The 18,206-nt window shown below is 65.0% G+C and carries 17 protein-coding genes; 4 read left to right on the top strand and 13 right to left on the bottom strand.

All coding sequences use genetic code 11. The features are described from left to right. The first annotated feature begins 99 nt into the window (after positions 1-99). Entirely contained in the window at positions 100-2,541 is a 2,442-nt protein-coding gene (locus tag QZ964_RS02455; protein ID WP_292528483.1) for an ATP-binding protein, read from the top strand. Here the strand turns inward: QZ964_RS02455 and QZ964_RS02460 are convergent. The 9 genes from QZ964_RS02460 to QZ964_RS02500 all read right to left on the bottom strand — a co-directional run bounded on the left by QZ964_RS02460 (position 2,433) and on the right by QZ964_RS02500 (position 13,365). Continuing rightward, on the bottom strand, positions 2,433-3,845 hold the full coding sequence (locus QZ964_RS02460; protein WP_292528485.1) for a HAMP domain-containing sensor histidine kinase: 1,413 nt from the start codon (positions 3,843-3,845) through the stop codon (positions 2,433-2,435). The two genes, QZ964_RS02455 and QZ964_RS02460, sit on opposite strands and share 109 nt — an antisense overlap. After that, positions 3,829-4,512, bottom strand: a complete 684-nt coding sequence (locus QZ964_RS02465) for a response regulator transcription factor (protein WP_292528486.1) — start codon at positions 4,510-4,512, stop codon at positions 3,829-3,831. The genes QZ964_RS02460 and QZ964_RS02465 overlap by 17 nt, the downstream gene beginning before the upstream one ends. A 174-nt stretch (positions 4,513-4,686) precedes the next feature. After that, a complete protein-coding gene (locus tag QZ964_RS02470; protein WP_292528488.1) occupies positions 4,687-6,198 on the bottom strand; it encodes a Do family serine endopeptidase in 1,512 nt (503 codons plus the stop codon). Positions 6,199-6,324: 126 nt separating this feature from the next. After that, positions 6,325-7,329, bottom strand: coding sequence for a magnesium/cobalt transporter CorA (corA, locus tag QZ964_RS02475; RefSeq protein WP_292528490.1), 1,005 nt, complete (start codon positions 7,327-7,329; stop codon positions 6,325-6,327). 14 nt (positions 7,330-7,343) lie between these two features. Continuing rightward, positions 7,344-7,928 carry a nucleotide exchange factor GrpE gene (gene grpE, locus QZ964_RS02480; protein ID WP_292528492.1) on the bottom strand — a complete coding sequence of 195 codons (585 nt, stop codon included), beginning with the start codon at positions 7,926-7,928 and terminating at the stop codon, positions 7,344-7,346. Between the two features lie 66 nt (positions 7,929-7,994). After that, positions 7,995-10,805: a [protein-PII] uridylyltransferase gene (locus tag QZ964_RS02485; protein WP_292528494.1), complete on the bottom strand. Its 2,811-nt coding sequence runs from the start codon at positions 10,803-10,805 to the stop codon at positions 7,995-7,997. Beyond that, complete coding sequence (gene gshB / locus QZ964_RS02490; RefSeq protein WP_292528497.1) at positions 10,802-11,779, bottom strand: glutathione synthase; 978 nt, start codon at positions 11,777-11,779, stop codon at positions 10,802-10,804. Before gshB ends, QZ964_RS02485 begins: the two co-directional genes overlap by 4 nt. A gap of 135 nt (positions 11,780-11,914) precedes the next feature. Beyond that, positions 11,915-12,766, bottom strand: coding sequence for a serine O-acetyltransferase (cysE, locus tag QZ964_RS02495; protein WP_292528498.1), 852 nt, complete (start codon positions 12,764-12,766; stop codon positions 11,915-11,917). A 2-nt stretch (positions 12,767-12,768) separates the two neighbouring features. Beyond that, entirely contained in the window at positions 12,769-13,365 is a 597-nt protein-coding gene (locus QZ964_RS02500; protein WP_292528500.1) for a LemA family protein, read from the bottom strand. Positions 13,366-13,503: 138 nt separating this feature from the next. On the opposite strand from QZ964_RS02500, the gene QZ964_RS02505 reads away from it, so the two are divergent. Continuing rightward, complete coding sequence (locus QZ964_RS02505) at positions 13,504-13,926, top strand: SufE family protein (protein WP_292528502.1); 423 nt, start codon at positions 13,504-13,506, stop codon at positions 13,924-13,926. Between the two features lie 107 nt (positions 13,927-14,033). Here the strand turns inward: QZ964_RS02505 and QZ964_RS02510 are convergent, their stop codons facing one another. Both QZ964_RS02510 and QZ964_RS02515 read right to left on the bottom strand, forming a co-directional pair. Beyond that, positions 14,034-14,879, bottom strand: coding sequence for a DUF6456 domain-containing protein (locus QZ964_RS02510; protein ID WP_292528504.1), 846 nt, complete (start codon positions 14,877-14,879; stop codon positions 14,034-14,036). Continuing rightward, positions 14,876-15,220: a chromosomal replication initiator DnaA gene (locus QZ964_RS02515; RefSeq protein WP_292528505.1), complete on the bottom strand. Its 345-nt coding sequence runs from the start codon at positions 15,218-15,220 to the stop codon at positions 14,876-14,878. The genes QZ964_RS02510 and QZ964_RS02515 overlap by 4 nt, the downstream gene beginning before the upstream one ends. A 121-nt stretch (positions 15,221-15,341) precedes the next feature. On the opposite strand from QZ964_RS02515, the gene QZ964_RS02520 reads away from it, so the two are divergent. Together QZ964_RS02520 and QZ964_RS02525 are read left to right on the top strand one after the other, a co-directional pair. Continuing rightward, positions 15,342-15,671: a DUF6477 family protein gene (locus QZ964_RS02520; protein WP_292528507.1), complete on the top strand. Its 330-nt coding sequence runs from the start codon at positions 15,342-15,344 to the stop codon at positions 15,669-15,671. Positions 15,672-15,745: 74 nt separating this feature from the next. Further along, on the top strand, positions 15,746-16,540 hold the full coding sequence (locus QZ964_RS02525; RefSeq protein ID WP_292528509.1) for a hypothetical protein: 795 nt from the start codon (positions 15,746-15,748) through the stop codon (positions 16,538-16,540). Here the strand turns inward: QZ964_RS02525 and QZ964_RS02530 are convergent. Then, positions 16,504-17,607 carry a hypothetical protein gene (locus QZ964_RS02530; RefSeq protein ID WP_292528510.1) on the bottom strand — a complete coding sequence of 368 codons (1,104 nt, stop codon included), beginning with the start codon at positions 17,605-17,607 and terminating at the stop codon, positions 16,504-16,506. The two genes, QZ964_RS02525 and QZ964_RS02530, sit on opposite strands and share 37 nt — an antisense overlap. A gap of 29 nt (positions 17,608-17,636) precedes the next feature. Continuing rightward, the gene (locus QZ964_RS02535; protein WP_292528511.1) at positions 17,637-18,173 is read right to left on the bottom strand and encodes a histidine phosphatase family protein; all 537 of its coding nucleotides are present in this window, start codon (positions 18,171-18,173) and stop codon (positions 17,637-17,639) included. Positions 18,174-18,206: the final 33 nt, after the last annotated feature.

Raw genomic sequence — 18,206 nt, forward strand, 5'->3', positions numbered from 1 at the left:
TTCGCGTTAAGGTCTGGACAATTGCGCCGCGAGAGATTCGAATGAAGGTGATTCGGGCGTACAGCCGCGTTTGCATCACAATCATTTTGGAGGCTTTCGATGGCGCGCGCTCCCGCTGCCCGCGTGAAGACTCACGCCCATACGGTGTGGGGCGCGTATCGATTCGACGAGGATGACTCAAAGGGGCTGAAGGACTTCGCCTGGTTGCGACCATTGGCGTTTGCCGCCTGCGCGGTTTGCCTCGTTTCTCTCGGCGCCTTTGTCGTGTCGCTGACCGGCGCGATGCAGGATCGTTTGGTCGAACAGGCCGTCGACGACCTCGAGCTTTTTGCGCGCGCCGTCTCGCTCGACCTGCGCGACAAGTTGACGACCGATGCACAAAAGCCGTTCGCAGCGCCGCTTGATCAGCTTGTGCCGCAAGGCGCGCTGTCGCGAGGCCGGCGCATTCTGGTGACGGACGAGCGCGGCCGGATCGCCGCGGCGATTCCCCCCATTTCCGCCAAGGACCTAACGCTGTCGCGAGCGCTCGGCGCCGAGCAGGCGCTCGTCGATTTCGCCGACAACGCCGGCGTGATGCGCGTCATTCTGCCCGAAGGCGTTCCCGCTCTGGTGAGCGTAAGGAAGCTGCCGGCGCCGTTCGGCCAGGTGGCGATGATCTATCCCGTCGACAGTGTGCTCGGCGAGTGGCGCGCCGTCGCTTCGCGCTATGCCTTGCTTTTCGCCGGCGGCACGCTGCTGCTGGTCCTCATCGCCCTAGCCTATTTCCGCCAGACTCGCCGTCGTCAGGAGGTCGAACGCGCCAATGCGCTGATCCGCAGGCGCCTCGAGACGGCGCTGTCGCGCGGCCGGTGCGGCCTTTGGGAGTGGGACATCGCCCGCGGCCGGATCTATTGGTCGGACTCCATGTATGAGATGTTGGGGCTGACCGCCGAGCGCCGCTTTCTCTCCTTCGCGGAATTGAGCGGGATTCTTCATCCCGACGACGGCGACTTCCAAACGATCGCCGATATGATCGCATGCTCGCGCACCAATAGCGTCGATCACGAGTTTCGGTTGAAGAACGCTGAAGGCGAATGGATCTGGTTGCGCGCGCGGGCGCAGATCGTCGAAGAGGGTCGCGAAGCCGGCAAGCATCTCGTCGGCATCGCCGTCGACATCTCCGAGCAGCGCGCGCTCGCCGAATATACCAAGATGGCCAATCTGCGCCTGCGCGACGCCATCGACGCCATCTCGGAAGCATTCGTGCTGTGGGACGCCAAGAACCGCCTGGTCACTTGCAATTCGAAATTTCTGGCCCTGCACGGCCTCTCGCCGGACGCCGCGACGACTGGAGCGAGCTATCGACAGGTCATGAGCCACGCCACCGCGCCGCTGATCAGAACCGAGATCGCCCCGCCCGACGGCCCGTCTCCCGACGCCCGCACCTATGAGGCGCAGCTTGTCGACGGACGCTGGCTTCAGATCAATGAGCGGCGCACCAAGGACGGCGGCTATGTGTCTGTCGGCGCCGACATCACCGCGCTCAAGCGCAATGAGGAAAAGCTGCGCGAGTCGGAACGTCGCCTCACGGCGAGCGTCGCCGATCTCACCCGTTCGCGGCAGACGCTCGAAATCCAGGCGCAGCAGCTCGCGACGCTCGCCGAGCAGTATCATCATCAGAAGGCGGAAGCGGAAGCCGCCTATATGGCGAAATCGGAATTCCTCGCCAATATGAGCCACGAGTTGCGCACGCCGCTCAACGCCATCATCGGCTTTTCGGAGATGATGGAGGCGGAGCCCTTCGGCGCGCTCGGCTCGCCGAAATATCTGGAATATTGCAGCGGCATACGCCAGGGCGGCGCCTATCTCAACGAAGTGCTGTCCGACATCCTCGACATGTCGCGCCTTGAAGCGGGCCTTGTCCGGCTCGCTGAGCGTGAAATCAACGTCGCCGAGGCGATGCGCAAAGCTGTCGGCGTCTGGCGGTCGCGCGCCAATCTCAAGGACATCGAGATCGTCGCCGACGCAGCCGAGAATCTGCGCTGCGTCGGCGACGAAACCGCGATCGTCAAGACGCTAAGCATCTTTCTCTCCAACGCCGTGAAATTCAGCGAAAGAGGACAAGTGGTGCGGGTGCGCGCGCGCGCGCATGGCGGCGCGATTGACGTCTATGTCGAGGATTCCGGACGCGGCGTCGACCCGCGCGCCATTCCCAAGCTCGGGAAGCCCTTTGAGCAATGCGCGAATTTAATGGAAAACGGCATGCGCGGATCTGGACTCGGCCTCGCCATCGCCCGCGCCCTGATCGAACTGCATGGCGGCGCGCTGCGCTTCCGCTCGCGTCTGGGAGAAGGCACGATCGTGATGATGCGGCTATGGGCCGCCTCCGCGACCGTGACCCCGTTGAGGACGCGCCTGACCGAGCCGCCGGGCGCGCCGGGAAAGGTCTCTCATTATGCGCGCTCGATGCGCGCCGGCGGGCCTGCCGTGATCCGCGTTGCCGGCAACGACAGCACGACGCGCAAGCCGGGCGCATTGTCTTCGATACGCAACGCGCCTTGATGCATGCGGGCAACCGCCGAGGCGAGCGACAAGCCAAGGCCTGAGCCCGGCCGCGAACGCGAATTCTCAAGCCGCACGAAACGCCCGACGACCCGCTCGCGATCCGATGGCGGAATGCCGGACCCGCGATCGGAGACGACGATCTCGACGCGGTCGCCGACGCGCCCGGCTTCGACGGCGATGCGCCGATCGCTCCCCGTCGCGCCATATTTCAACGCATTGTCGACAAGGTTCACGAGCGCCTGCCCAAGCAGTTCGCGGCTGCCCGTTATCTTCAGTCCGTCCTGCGCCGTGACGTCGAGACGCACGCCCTGCTCTTCCGCGACCGGCTCGTACATCTCGGCGATGTCGCGCACGACGGCGTCGGCGTCGAAGGCGGCCATATGGTCGCTCGAATAGCCGGCCTCGGCGCGCGCGATCATCAACAGGGCGTTGAACACGCCGATTAGATTGTCGGACTCTTCGATCACCGCCGCCAGCGCCTCGCGATGCTCGCTGTCATTTGAGCCCGCCCGCAACGCCGCCTCGGCGCGGTTGCGCAGCCGGGTCAGCGGCGTCTTGAGGTCATGCGCGATATTGTCCGAAACCTCGCGCAAGCCGGCCATCAGCCCGCTGATGCGCTCGAGCATCGCATTGAAATTTTCCGCCAAACGGTCGAGTTCGTCGCCGGCGCCAGAGACCGCGAGACGCTCGTGCATGTCGCCCGCCATGATGCGGCGCGCCGAGGCCGACATCTCGTCGACGCGCTCAAGCATGCGATACGAAACGAACAGCCCGCCAAGCGAGCCGACGAGGACCAGCCAGAACAGCGAAACGCCCAGCGCGCTGCGCAATATGCCGCGCAGCACTTCGTGGTCTTCGATGTCATGGCCGATGAGCAGGCGAAAGCCGCCCGGAAGCAGAAACAGCCGCAACAGAGCCGGATGCTTGACGCCCGGCTCGCCGCGTCGCTCATAGGTCGTCTCGACGAGTTCCGTGCCGCCCGAAGGCGTGAACGCTGGAGCCTCGATATTGCCGACGATGACGTCTCCCGAATGGCTCGAGAGCAGATAGAGCGAACCGCCCGGCGCGCGCACGCGGCGCTCCACCGCGCTGGCCAGCTGGCGCAGGCCGCCCTGCGAATACTGTTCGGAAAGCGCCCGGATTTCGGCGTCAACCGTCTGCTCGATCTGCTCGTCGAGCACCTCCTTGACGCGCGCGCCGACACGCGCGAGCACGAGCCCCGCCCCGATCGAGAACAGCACAAGATAGGCGATCGACAGTTTGAACGCCGTCGTTCGGAAAAGCTTACCGAGCGCCGTCACGGATCATATACCCAGCCCCACGGATCGTATGCAGAAGCGGGTTCTCACGACCTTTGTCGATCTTGGAGCGCAAGCGCGAAATATGCACGTCGATGACGTTTGTCTGCGGATCGAAATGATAATCCCAGACATTCTCGAGCAGCATCGTGCGGGTCACCACCTGGCCTGCGTGTTTCATCAAATATTCGAGCAGCCGGAACTCGCGGGGTTGAAGCGCGACGTCCTGACCGCCGACCGTCACCTTGTGCGATAAGCGATCGAGCTCCAGATCGCCAACGCGATATTGGGTTTCTTCGCCTTTGGGGCCGACGCGGCGGCGGGCCAACGCCTCGGCGCGCGCCAATAGTTCAGAGAATGCGTAAGGCTTCGGCAGATAGTCGTCGCCGCCGGCGCGCAGCCCCTTTACCCGGTCGTCGACCTGGCCAAGGGCCGAAAGTATGAGAGCTGGCGTTTCGACGCCCTGCTCGCGCAAGCCTGAGATCAGCGACAGCCCGTCCATTTTGGGCAGCATCCGGTCAACGATGAGCACGTCATAGTCGCCCTCGCTCGCGCGGCCGTAGCCAGCGAGTCCGTCGGCGGCATGTTCGGCGACATGCCCTTGTTCGCGGAATGCCTTGACGAGGTATTCGCTCGCTTCGTTATCGTCTTCAATAATGAGAATGCGCATGTTTCTCTATATCCGAGATCGCAAAAAAACGGCAGGCTGGCGCATTGTGCGCCAGCCTGCCCCGCGTTCGGGAGCCAGGAGGGGACTGGCTCTGCCCGACGCTCTTCATTGCGGAGACCGGCTGCGGGCGGGTGCAGTATGTCAGCCTCAACGCAAGAAGTTCCTTAAACCGGCTTAACCGGCGCCTTTCACGGGAACGGCGACGAATTTCGCCCCGTCCGCGGACTTCACGCGCAGCAGCACTGATCGGCGCCCGTCCTTTCGAGCGGCATCGAGCGCGGCGGCGAGGTCGCGGCTGGAGCTGACCGGCTGTCCGCCGGCCTCGACGATCACGTCGCCCCTGCGCAATCCCTTTTGTGCGGCTGCGCCAGAGGGGTCGAGATCTGTCACGATGATCCCCTCCCGGCCTGCGCCGCGCACTTCGGTCGCCGGCACGACCTCGATTCCAAGGCTGGACAGTTCCTGGCTGCGCCCGGAGTTTTCGTCGTCGGCGCGCGCTTCCTGCTCGTCGGGCAATGTGCCGAGTTTGAGCTTCACGGTCCTTTCGGCGCCCGAGCGCAGATAGGCGATGTCCGCCGTCTTGCCGGGGCCAAGGGCGGCGATGCGACGGGCAAGATCACGTGATGTCTCAATCTTCTCGCCATTGACCGCGACGATGACGTCGCCCGCCTTAAGGCCTGCCTCTTCAGCCGGCCCGCCCTTCTGGGGCTGCGCGATCAACGCGCCCTTCACGGACTTCAGCCCCATGCTGTCGGCGATTTCCTGCGTCACATTCTGAATCTTGACGCCGATCCAGCCGCGCGACACCGAGCCCTTTTCCTTGAGCGCGGCGATCACGTCCCTCGCCACTTCCGTCGGAATGGCGAAGCCGATGCCGATCGAGCCGCCTGACGGCGAGTAGATCGCCGTATTCACGCCGATGACATTGCCGTGCGCGTCGAACGCGGGGCCGCCTGAGTTGCCGCGATTGACCGGCGCGTCGATCTGCAGGAAGTCATCATAAGGCCCGGCGCCGATATCGCGTCCGCGCGCCGAGACGATGCCGGCGGTCACCGAGCCGCCGAGGCCGAACGGGTTGCCGACGGCGATGACCCAATCGCCCACGCGCGGCGCCGTCGTGCCCCACTCGACATAGGGCAGCTTCTGGCCGTCGTTGATCTTGAGCAGCGCCAGGTCGGTGCGCTTGTCCGTGCCGATCACCTTCGCCGGAAGCGTCCGGCCATCATCGAGCGCGACCTCGACTTCATTGGCGTGGTCCACGACATGGTTGTTGGTGACGACATAGCCGTCAGGGCTGATCACAAATCCCGAGCCCTGGGACATCGTCATGTGTTTCTGCGGGCGGCCTTGGCCCTGTTCTCCGAAACGCTTGAAAAAACGATACATCGGGTCGTCGGGCGAGATGTCGGGCATCTCGAAGACGCCGCCGCCCTGCGCATCTTCCATCGCCTTGACCTTGATGGCGACGACAGCGGGCTTCACGCGCTCGACAATGTCGGCAAAAGATGCGGGCGCGGCGGAAGTGACCGATCCCGAAAGCGGCGCTTCGGCATAGGCAGGGCTCAGCGGCGCCGGACCGATGGCGGCGCCCAGCGCGAACGCCGCCGCCGCGCCCATCAGCGCCAGTCGGGACGCACGGCGCGGCGCTTCGACGGCGCGGTCGCGAGGATTGATTGCGATAGGCATTTTTCGAAAATCTCCATCTCTGAGCGACGTTCCGCGGAGGAGAAGCGCAACGTCGCCGCGAGTAGAAGATGGAGATCATCACTTTGCCGGCCAATGGCGGCGAGATGAAACTTTGGTAAGGCGGCCCTATAGCCAGCCGGCGCGGCGTAGCCGGTAGTAGAGATAGGCGCAAATCGTCGCCGTCGCGCCCAGGACGACGTAATAGCCGTATTTCCAGCTAAGCTCCGGCATATGCTCGAAGTTCATGCCGTAAATTCCGGCGATAGCGGTGGGCACAGCAAGGATCGCGGCCCACGCCGCGAGACGACGGGCGATGTCGGTCTGCTGTATCTGCGCGTTCATAAGGCTCGCCTCGAAGGCGAAGGCGAGGGTCTCGCGCATCGTGTCGATACGCTCCTCGACGCGGCGCAGATGGTCGCGCACGTCACGAAAATGCGGCCGCATGACCGGATCGATGGCGACAATGTCGCTGCGCTCCAGACGGCGGCAGACGTCGGAAAGCGGCGCCGCTGCGTTGCGAAGATGTAGCAGGTCGCGCCGCATCGTGTAGAGCTGCTCGATCTCGACTTTGCCCATTGTCGTCGTGATGACATGGTCCTCGATGTCCTCGACCTCGTCGTTGATGGCGTCGAGCACCGGGAAGTAATTATCCACGATGAAATCGAGAATGGCGTAGACGATGAAGTCCTCGCCTTCAGAGAGACGCTCCGCGCGCGCTTCGCAGCGTTCGCGCACATGGGCATAAGAACTTGAAGCGCCATGGCGCACGCTCACGACATAGCCGACCCCGACGAAAAGATGCGTCTCGCCAAAGGCGATGTGGCCATCGACCATCTGCGCGGTGCGCGCGACGATGAAGATGCTGTCCTCATATTCTTCGACTTTAGGGAACTGGTGCGCCTTGAACGCGTCCTCGATCGCGAGCTGATGCAGCGCGAACTGGCGCCCAACGCGCTCGAGCAGCGCCTTCGACGGCTCGTAGAGGCCGATCCAGACGACATGGCCCTCGCGCTTGGCCCACTCGCCGGCCTCGTCGATCTCGATGTCGGCGATCTTGCGGCCGCCATGATACACAGCCGCCGCGACCACGCCGGTTTCCTGGGGCTTTGACGCCGTCGCGGGTTCGTCCATGCCGTCCCCCAGCGTCAGGACGGCTTCGATCCGCTGCGCGTCACGCCGACCTTGGCCGGCCGCAGCACGCGTTCGCCGATCATATAGCCTTGCTCAACGACCTGAGCCACAGCGCCCGCAGGCTGCGTCTCGTCGGGGATTTCGAACAGCGCTTCATGCTGATTGGGATCGAAACGCGCGCCGTGCGCTTCGATCTTCTTGACGCCGAAGCGCGCGAGCCGCGCTAGAAAATCGCGCTCCATCACCTCGACGCCTTCGACGAGCGACGCCACCGCCGGGTCGGCGCGCGACCCCTCGGGCACGCTCTCGACCGCGCGGCGCAAATTGTCGACAAATGACAGCATCTCGCGCGCGAAATTGGCGACGCCATAGGCTTTCGCGTCGGCGACCTCGCGCTCGGCGCGGCGACGCACATTCTCGACTTCGGCCAGCGCGCGCAGCAGCTTGTCCTTCAAGCCGGCATTTTCCGCGTAAAGATTTTCGAGTTCGGTGAAAGGTTCCGGCTGCGCAATGTCGGATTCCGCCGAGGGCTGCGACAGGGACGAGGGCTCCGCTGCGCCTTGATTTTTCTTCGCGTCAGCCTTTTTGTCCGCATTCATTGGATCGCTCATGCTGTCACCATCGTTCTCGTAAAGGCCCCGATATCTGCGCGCGAAACGCCAAAATCAAGTCGCTGCGGCCGCGGGCGTTTTCTGGCCGCGGGCGCCCTGGCCGCCAAACACATCCAGGAGCTGGCGCTTGATCGCCGCTTGACGCTGCGGCGAGGCGATTTTCGCGCCGGTCAAGTCGGTCACGTAGAAGGCGTCGACGGCGCGCTCGCCGAAGGTCACGATATGCGCCGAAGCGATATTGAGGTTGAGCCTAGAGATCGCGTTGGTCAGCTCGAAAAGGAGCCCTTCGCGGTCCAATCCCGAGACCTCGATCACCGTGTAGACATTGGAGAGGCTGTTATCGACGACAACCTCCGGCGCGACCGAGAAGGCGTCGGTCGGCAGGCGCGCTTTCGCGCGCGCCTTCAATTCTTCGGACACGACAACCTCGCCGCGCAGCGCTCTGGCGATAAGGTCGGCGATACGTCGGGCGCGACGCATCTCGTCTTCATCCTGGCCGAAGGCGCGCGAGAAGAAGATCGTGTCGAGCGCCAGGCCGTCCACCGTGGTGAAGATATGCGCGTCGACGATATTGGCGCCGCCCGCTGCGCAGCCGCCGGCGATGATCGACAGCACGCGCGGGTTATCTGGCGCGACGACGGTCAATTCTACGGCGCCCCGCGTCCTGTCGAGTTCGACCGCGGTCGCCAGCGGCGCCAGCGCGCCGTTCATCTGGCGAAGCAGCTCCGCATGGCGGACCTTGCGCGTCACGTCGACCTTGAGCCAATAGGCCGGATAGTGGCGCTTGGCGTAGACGTCGAACTCGTCGTCGCTCCACGCCGCGAGCGCCGCGCGCAACTCCTCTTTCGCGGCCGCGACGCGGCTCTTGCGATCGACCGCCGAATGGCCGCCGCCGAGCACGACCTCGGTCTCCCAATAGAGCACGCGCAGCAGCTGCGCCTTCCAGGCGTCGAGCACGGCGGGCCCGACGGCGTTGATGTCGCAGACAGTCAGAACGAACAGCATCTTCAGCCGCTCCATCGTCTGAACGATGGCGGCGAAATTCTCGATCGTGACGCGGTCGGAGAGATCGCGGCTCTGCGCGAAACTCGACATGGTCAAATGATGTTCGACCAGCCAGGCGACGGACTCGGTCTCGCCGGGCGTGAATCCCAACCGCGGACACAGCGTACGCGCCACCTCCATGCCGGCGCGGGAGTGATCCTCCTTTCGGCCCTTGGCGATGTCGTGCAGGAAGAGACCCAGATAAAGGACCTTGCGGTTGATGATGGTCGGCAGGATTTCGTCGACGAGTTGTTGATGTTCGGGCATGCGCCCGGCTTCTAGATCGGACAATCCGCCGACCGCGCGCAGCAGATGCTCGTCGACCGTGTAGTGATGGTACATGTTGAACTGCATCATCGCGACGACTTTGCCGAATTCCGGGATGAAGCGCCCGAGCACGCCGGACTCGTTCATCCGCCGCAGCGTGATTTCGGTCATGTTGCGCGACAGCAGGATTTCGAGAAACAGCCGATTGGCCTCTTTGTTGGCGCGCAAATTGGCGTCGATCAGGCGCAACGACAGCGTCACCGCGCGCAAAGCGTCGGGATGGAGCGGCAGGCCGTGATGATCAGCCATCCAGAAGAGGCGGATGATGTTGACCGGATCGCGCTTGAAGACGTCGGCGTCGACGATGCTGATGCGATCGTGATCGACAATGAAATCGCCTTGCGGGGCGCGGCTGCGGCGGCGCCGGAACGGCTGCAGGAAGCGCTCAAAAATGGCGCGCGGCTTCGCCTGTTTTTCTTCGAGCGCCGCGCAGACGATCGCCGTGAGATCGCCAACTTCCTTGGCGACGAGAAAATAATGCTTCATGAAGCGCTCGACCGGCGACAGTCCGCTGCGGTCGTGATAGCCGAGCCTCCTCGCGATCGTCGTTTGCACGTCGAAGGCCAGCCGTTCTTCGGCGCGTCCCGTCGCGAAATGCAGATGACAGCGCACGCGCCACAGAAACTCTTCGCAACGTTCGAAGAGACTGAGCTCCGCGGCGGTAAACAGGCCAGCGGCGACAAGCTCGTTCGGCTCGCGCACGCGGTAGACATATTTGGCGATCCAGAACAGCGTATTGAGATCGCGCAGGCCGCCCTTGCCTTCCTTGACGTTCGGCTCGACGAGATAGCGCGACGCGCCGGCCCGTATCACGCGCGAATCGCGTTCGGCGAGCTTGGCCGAGACGAATTCGCGCGTATCCAAACGGGCGATCTCGCGGTCGAAGCTCTCGCGGAACTCGCTGAACAGCTCGGCATTTCCGAGGATGCAGCGCGCTTCGAGCAGCGTCGTTCGAATGGTCATGTCGGCGCGGGCCTGACGCATGCATTCGGCGACGGAGCGCGTCGCATGGCCGACCTTCTGACGCAGATCCCAAAGAATATAAAGGATCGCCTCGATGACGCTCTCACCCCAGGGCGTCTGTTTGTAAGGGACGAGAAACAGAAGATCGATATCGGAGCCGGGCGCGAGCGCGCTGCGCCCATAGCCGCCGACCGCGACAACGGCAAGACGCTCGGCGAAGGTCGGGTTGTCGACGACGTAAACATAGCGCACGACATAGTCGTAGATGGCGCCGATCAACTCGTCTTCGAGCGCGGAGAGCAATCTCGCACAGGCCAGTCCCGAGCCGCGCGCCTCGAGCCGCACGCGAGCGATCTCGCGTCCTTCCGCCAAGGCGGCGCGAAACAATTCGACAATCGCGGTGCGTCGCCCATGGCCGCGCTCTCTTTTGCAGATCGCCGCGACCTCGGGCGCGAGCGCCTCTCGCAGACCGCGAAACTGCTCGTTGGGATTAAGCCCGGCGAAAACGCCGATCGGGGCGACTTCGTTCATGACGCAAGGTCCGGCGACCGGCCCGATGCGCGCTGATCGCGCAGACGCCTCTCGATGGCGTCGAACAGCGGCGGCGCGAGGTCAGGCCCGCCGACGCGTTTTAAGGCGCGCAATCCGGTCGGCGAGGTCACGTTGATCTCAGTGAGCCAGCCGTCGATCACGTCGATGCCGACGAAGACCAATCCGCGGCGCTTGAGTTCCGGCGCCAGCCGCGCGCAAATTTCCTTCTCTCTCGTATCAAGTTCTGACGCCGCCGGGGCGCCGCCGCGCACCAGATTCGAACGGATGTCGTCATCGGCGGGAATGCGGTTGATCGCGCCCATCGCCTCGCCGTCGATGAGAAGGATGCGCTTGTCGCCCTTCACGATCTCCGGCAGGAAGCGCTGCACGACCCAAGGTTCGCGAAACGTCGTCGCGAACATGTCGAAGAGCGAACCGAAGTTCGGATCGCGGCGCCCGACCTTGAACACCGCGGCGCCGCCATGGCCGTAGAGCGGCTTCATGACGATCTCGCCATGCTTGGCGCGAAAGCGCTCGATCGCCGCGCGGTCGCGGGTGATCAACGTCGGCGGCATCAGATCGCTAAACTCCATCACGAAGATTTTTTCAGGCGCGTTGCGGACATGCGCCGGGTCGTTGACGACGAGCGTTTTCGGCGCGAGCCGCTCCAGAAAATGCGTGGAGGTAATATAGGCGAGATCGAACGGTGGGTCTTGGCGCAGCAGCACGACGTCCATGGCGCCGAGTTCGAGTTCGGTCGCCTCGCCGAGCGTGTAATAGCGGGAGGCATCGTCGAAAACGTCGATGCGCTGCGCGCGCGCCGTCAGCCGATCGCCTTCGAGCGACAAGCGATCGGGCGTGTAAAACCACAGGCGATGTCCCCTGAGCTTTGCCTCCAGCATCAGCGCAAAGGACGAATCGCCAGCAAAATTAATGCGCTCCAACGGGTCCATCTGGACCGCTATCTCGAGCATCGATCCCCCTGCCGCGGCCGCCGCCGTCCGGCGCCCTTTAGGAACGGGCCGCCCTTTCGGGCGACACATAGCAGGAGAATCGCGGCCCTGCGCAACCCTTGGCCGGGCGCCGGCCCTCGGCCGGGCGCCCCAGGGTCAGATCACGTAATCGAATGAATCATAAGCGAGGCCGCGCAGCAGCTGGTCCATGTCGCGCGCCGGCTCGGTGCGGGATTCGATCCCGACCACCTTCGCCGGAACGCCGGCGACGATCGAATTCGGCGGAACCGACTTCAGCACCACCGAGCCTGCGGCGATACGCGAGCAGGCGCCGATTTCTATATTGCCAAGGATTTTGGCGCCCGCCCCGATCATCACGCCGCAGCGGACCTTGGGATGACGGTCGCCCGCGGCCTTGCCGGTGCCGCCGAGCGTCACACCGTGCAGAATCGAAACGTTGTCGTCGACGACCGCCGTCTCGCCGACGACGAAGCCCGTGCCGTGATCGAGGAACAGCCCTTTGCCCAAGCGCGCGGCCGGATGGATATCGGCAGCAAGCGCGTCGGAGGCGCGGCTCTGGATATAATAGGCGAAGTCATGTCGCCGCCCGCGCCACAGCGCATGGGAGAGCCGCGCCGACTGGATCGCATGGAATCCCTTGAAATAGAGCAGCGGTTCGATCAGCCGCCCACAGGCGGGATCGCGCTCGACATAAGCGGCGAGATCGGCGCGGAAACCCGCCGCGATCGTCTCATCGTCGGCCGCCGCCTGCAGGAAGGCGTCGGCGATCGTCTCAGCGTCGATCGCCGAGGCGCCGAGCCTGGCGGCGATGCGATGCGCCACCGCCTCTTCAAGCGATGTTCGGTTGAGGATCGCGCCGAGCATCAGCGGCGTCAGCGACGCATCGAGTCGCAGCGCCTCCTCGGCTTCGCGGCGCATATGCGCCCACACCGCTTCAGCCTCAGCCGAAAACGCGCTGAAGTCTTCGTTCGGCGCGCCGACATCCATTCTCAAAACTTCACTTGCGGCGGCGATTGCGCCGCGCCGGCCGCCGCGAACTCCGCCATCGGCTTGGTTCCGGCGAAGAAGGTCTTCGCCCAGAGAAGCGTCGGGAAGGTGCGCAGCGAGGTGTTGAACTCCCGCACCGCCTCGATGTAGTCGCGCCGCGCGACATTGATGCGGTTCTCGGTGCCTTCAAGCTGCGACTGCAGGGCGAGGAAGTTCTGGTTGGATTTCAGATCCGGATAGGCTTCGCTGACCGCGATCAGCCGGCCGAGCGCGCCCGTCAGCTGATTTTGCGCCTCCTGAAACTGCTTCATCTTTTCGGGGTCGGTTAGCGAGCCTACATCGACCTTGACTGAGGTCGCCTTGGCGCGGGCTTCTACGACGGAGGTCAGCACGTCCTTCTCCTGCCTGGCGTAACCCTTCACGGTTTCGACCAGATTGGGAATGAGATCGGCGCGGCGCTGATATTGCGACTGCACGTCCGACCATTTCGCCTTGGCGTTTTCTTCGAGCGTCGGAATCGTGTTGTAGCCGCAGCCCGAAAGACCCAGGCTAAGAAAAATCGCGGCGGCCACGGCGCGCCAACGGGAAAAGTCGCTCATATAAAACTCCTGGAGAGCGGCGCGGCGCGCCGACGGTCATCGCGCGGAAATGTAAGGCGTGGCCCGCGCCAAGGAAAGGGCGCGGCCTGGCGCCGAAATGAGGTAGAATGCGGCTTCGCCGGAAGGATGCGGGACAAGATGCAGATCGACGAGATCATCGGCAATTTCGAACTGCTCGATGAGTGGGAGGACCGCTATCGCTATCTCATCGAGCTTGGCCGCACGCTCGAGCCGCTGCCGAAAGACGCCTATACCGACGCCAACAAAGTGCGCGGCTGCGCCAGCCAGGTGTGGCTCGAAACGACGCGCACGCGCGATTCTGAGGGACGCACGACGCTCTCGTTTCGCGGCGACAGCGACGCGCATATCGTGCGCGGCCTCGTCGCGCTGACGCTGGCGCTTTATTCGGGACGGCCGGCGCAGGAAATCGTCGAAACCGACGCCGCGCCGCTGTTCAAGGAGCTGGGCCTCGCCGAACATCTGACGCCGCAGCGCGCCAACGGCCTGCGCTCGATGGTTGAGCGAATTAAGAGGGAAGCCCGCGAGGCGATGGCGGCGTAGCGCGGCAAACTCTATCGCGTCATGCCCGGCCTTGGGCCGGGCATCCACGATTAGTCCTGAATTTGGCGTGGATGGCCGGGACAAGCCCGGCCATGACGGACTGGGCCTCACATCCTCGGCCGGTAATCCTCCGCGCCCCAATGCAGCAGCGCCTCGGCGCGGTCGTTGCCGCGCGCTTCGACCGCAAGCCCGTAATGGCGCGCCAGTCGATCGAGCGCGATTCTGAGCACGACTTTCGCCGAACGTGGCGGCCAGCCGCGCTCGCTTTCGACGATCTCCATGCCCTTCAGATAGCCGCAGACGTCGGTCATGAGGCCCGCCATTTCAGGTCCGACGGCGTCGAAGGCGCGCGCGAGGCGCCGGCGCGCATCGATCGCGACCTCGGAGACGGCGCCGCGGCGCGTGGCGTTGATCGAGGCCTCCCAATTCGCGGTCACGCGCTGCAATAGCTGCGCCTGTTCGATATCGCGGCGGAAACGCTCGCCGGCTTCAAGCTGCGCGGCGTCGAGAAAGGATCGCCCTTCCCGGTCCTTCCGCCGGGCGAGCCAGGCGAGCGGGCTTTCCGCTTCATTGACGAGCGTCGGACGCGCGCCCTTTTCGAGCGGGCGCAGCGCATAGCATGCATGCTGCGCGCGAAAGGGTTCGGCCTGCTCGATCTCGGGCGCGGATAATCGACGAAGATGGGCGCGGCCGGCGTCGGTCAGCGCCAGCCGACGCGCTTCGCCTTCGACCTCCCATCGGACGAGCCCTTCGGCGAGAGCGGCGTCGCCGGCCGCCGCCGCAAATCGCGCGCGCACGACAGTGACGCCGTCGCTCGCGGCGAGCACGACCAGCGTCGAGGCTTCGAGCCCGCTGTGCGCGGCGCGCGCCCCTGGCTCGCTGAGCGCCTGCAAAAGTCGGCGCATGACGCGGCCGGTTTCCTCGCTTCCCGGGTTTCTCGCGTTCTTCTTCATTGCGCGCCGCCTTGCGCAAGGAGCGCGCAGATCATGTCGCGCTGGGCGGCGAGCGCGAATTCGAGCCGGGCGGCGCCGGCGTCGAACAGCGGATCGTCGCGCAGATCTTCGATCGTCGCGCAGGCATGGCGAACGGTGGCGCGGTCGCGCGCGAAAGCCCTGGCGCAGGCGGAAACGCTGGTGCCGAGCGCGACATGGTGGAGATCGACGGCGAGCTGACGGGCGCGAGCGACCGAGGGCCGGGAGCGGCGCGACGAAAAAAGATCGGTGAAGGGTTCGCTTTGAGCGGCGGCGGCCGCAGCGGCGCTGAGCCCCGGAATCGGCATGGGACGGGGAAACATCGATGCCTCCAGCTTGGGTGAAGCCAGTAGCCTATTTCGGAATATATTCCTATTTAAGGGATAAAATGCTTATCCTCATGCGTTTGAGGGAGAGCATTCTTAACGTCATGGAGGATGAGCCATGACGCGCACGCCGATTTCACAGCCAGACGACCGCTCCGCCCGCTTCGCAGTAGCTGCCGGCGTCGCCCTCGACGCGGCGCTCGCTGCCGGGCTAAAGGGCTATGATCGCGCCAGCGCGCTGGCGCGATTCCATCGCCTGTCGCCCGAAATCATCGCAAGCGAATCGCCGGACGCGGTGCGCGCGACGCTCAAGGAACTTGAGCGCGCGATGCGCGCCGAACGGGCGCGGCGCGGTCATTGGAGCTACGATCTCAATCGGCATATCAGCTTGCTCGTCGCCCATCGCGCCGAGACCGCGCGGCTCCGTCGGCTGCTAAAGCGCGTCTAGCGACAGCCGCGCTTCCGCCCGCCTGCGCAATGCTTTAAGCTTCGCGCTTTCAAGGGCAGACGCAAAGGCCGGCGATGTATCTGGAGAAAATTCTGGCGCTGTCGGCTGCGGCGCTCGTTGCGGTTGGGGCCGGCGTCGGCTTGACGTGGATGGCCCTCCACCCGGCGCCGCATATGGCGAGCGCCGGCGCGTCAATCGACAAGGGAAGCGCGCGCCAGCAGATTGAAACCCTTATCGCCTCGACGCCGGACTATGCCCGCTATTTCGCACGCCTCCGCGAGACCTTCACGGCCGATTACGAGGCGGCGATCAATGATTTCGCCGCCCGCCTCGCAAAGACGAAGGAAGAGCAGAGCGTCGACTATTATCTTTCCGAGGCGGTCCGCCGCATCCGAACCTCGCACGGCGCGCTCGCGGCGAAAGCCGAGCCGGAGCCCATCGCCCGCGTCTTTGAAAAGCAGCTCGAAGTGCTGCAGGCGGTGGCGCGGGAAGACAAGCGCATGTGCGTCGCCTTCCTTTACGGCGCAACCAACCTCGACTTCCAGCGATTCGCCGCCTCGCGCCGCCAGATCGTCTCGGACATGGCGCTCGCCGGGCTCGAGGCGATCGTCAGCGGACAGGCGAAACACATCGAACGCGCCGCGCCGACCGAAGCCGACTTCCGCGTTTTGGAGAACGCGCTTACGGCGCGGGGCCTCGGCAAGGTCGAGATCGACGCGCTGCTCGACGGCAAGATGCCCGATCCGCCGCTTGAAGACGCGCGGATGTGCGGCGCCGGACAGACCTATTTCGAAGTGCTCAAGACCCTGCCCGAGCCGGCGCGCACCAAAGTCTACGGCCTCGCGCTGGAGCTGATGGCGCGCTCCTGATCCGCTGGCGTCGACTGCGTCTGCGACGGGGCAGACGGCGTGACGGAGCCGGTGTCGCCGGGTTTCTCCAGCGTCCGTCGCAATTGCGCGACGGCGACGCGGATCAGCGCGTCGCGGGGCCGCCCCGGACCGATCTCGACCGCCGCCATATTCGCCATCGCCTTGACGAGATTTTCGGTCGGCAGGCCGGCGGCGGTGAACAGTCCCAGATCCTCGTCGGGGCCTCCGACGACGCCCTGCGCGATGCTGGCCGCATAATTGGCGATCCGCGCGCGTTCTCCGCCGCAGCTCGAAACGCCCGTGTCGGGCGCCGGCCGTGGCGCCGGCGTCGGCGCCAGGTCGGCGATGGTCGTCTGGGGCGCCGGTCGGATCAGCTCGGCGAACTTCTCGCGCCGCGCCGGAAGCTCGGAAACTCCAGCCATTATCGAAGGCGCCGGCATCAGGTCGACCGGCGCTCGAAGAGGCGCCCGCGCCGTCTTCGAGTTGACCCCGCCGCGACCATGCGCCGCCAGCCAGCGGGCGCGCAGCGTGTTGCGAATGCCGCGCGGCGCGAGCCCCATCGTCACGATGCGCTGCGGCGGCATCCTCGCAATGCCCGCGCGCGACGCCGGCATGCCGGCAAGGGCGCCGACGAGGAAACATTGCGCCGGCGCCCAGCGCTCGACGATGGCCCGCGCGGTGCGCCGTCCGTAGTCGACATAATAGCGGCGCAGCAGCAGCGCCGCGACGGCGGCGCCCTCCTCCGCCGAGGCGAAAGCGACATGGCCGTCCGAATCGGCGGCGATTTCGCCGCTCCACCCGGCGCTCTTGATGCACCAGTAATTATTGAGCTTGACGCAGCGGGCCGGCTCGCCCTCCTCGGCGCCGACCGCGCGGCGGACTGCAGCGACAGGCGCCATTTCCAGCGCCAGCGCGCTTTCGACGCGCCAATTGTCCACGGCGCGCGCCTCCGGCCGATAGGCAGGGCTGGACGCCGCAGCCAGCGCCGAGGCCGGCGCAGCGAAGACGGCGGGCGGCTTTTGAGGCGCCGCAACGGCCAGCATCGTCAGGAGCGCTTCGATCAGCATGGCCGTCCGTCCAAGGGTTGCGAACCAAATCAGTCGGGGTCTTCGGTCTCCTCGCCCCGCAGAATGCCCGGCGTCACGAAGCGCGTGAGGCGGGCCCCGCCTTTGCGAACCTCCGACCAGTGATCAATCTCGAAGTCGAGCACCGCCAGGGCCGCCGTAGGGAATTTAGCGCGCATCAGCGCCAGTTCATCCGCCTCGCCCGAGCCGGCGAGCCAATACGCAAGCTCGGCGAAGCCAGGATTATGGCCGACGGCGAGCAGCGTCGCGACCTTGTCCGGAGTCTGCCGCAAAATCTCGACCAGATGATCGACAGTTGCAAGATAGATCGTATTCTCGATCAGATGGGTGACATGGCGTGGCAAGGAGTCGAGCACCCGATCGAGCGTCTGCTTGGCCCGACGGGCGTTGGAGGCCACGGCGAGGTCCGGCGCAAATTCCTGGTCGCGCAGGAACTCGCCCATTCTGCGAGCGTCCTCCATGCCTCGACGGACGAGCGGACGTTCGCGGTCGCCGCCGGCTGAATGCCGGTCGGCCTTGCCATGACGCAGGAGCAGGAGTCGACGCATGCCGTCTCTCTATCACGCCGCCGCCGCGCCGCC

The organism is Methylocystis sp., assembly GCF_021731785.1.
Lineage (GTDB): Bacteria > Pseudomonadota > Alphaproteobacteria > Rhizobiales > Beijerinckiaceae > Methylocystis.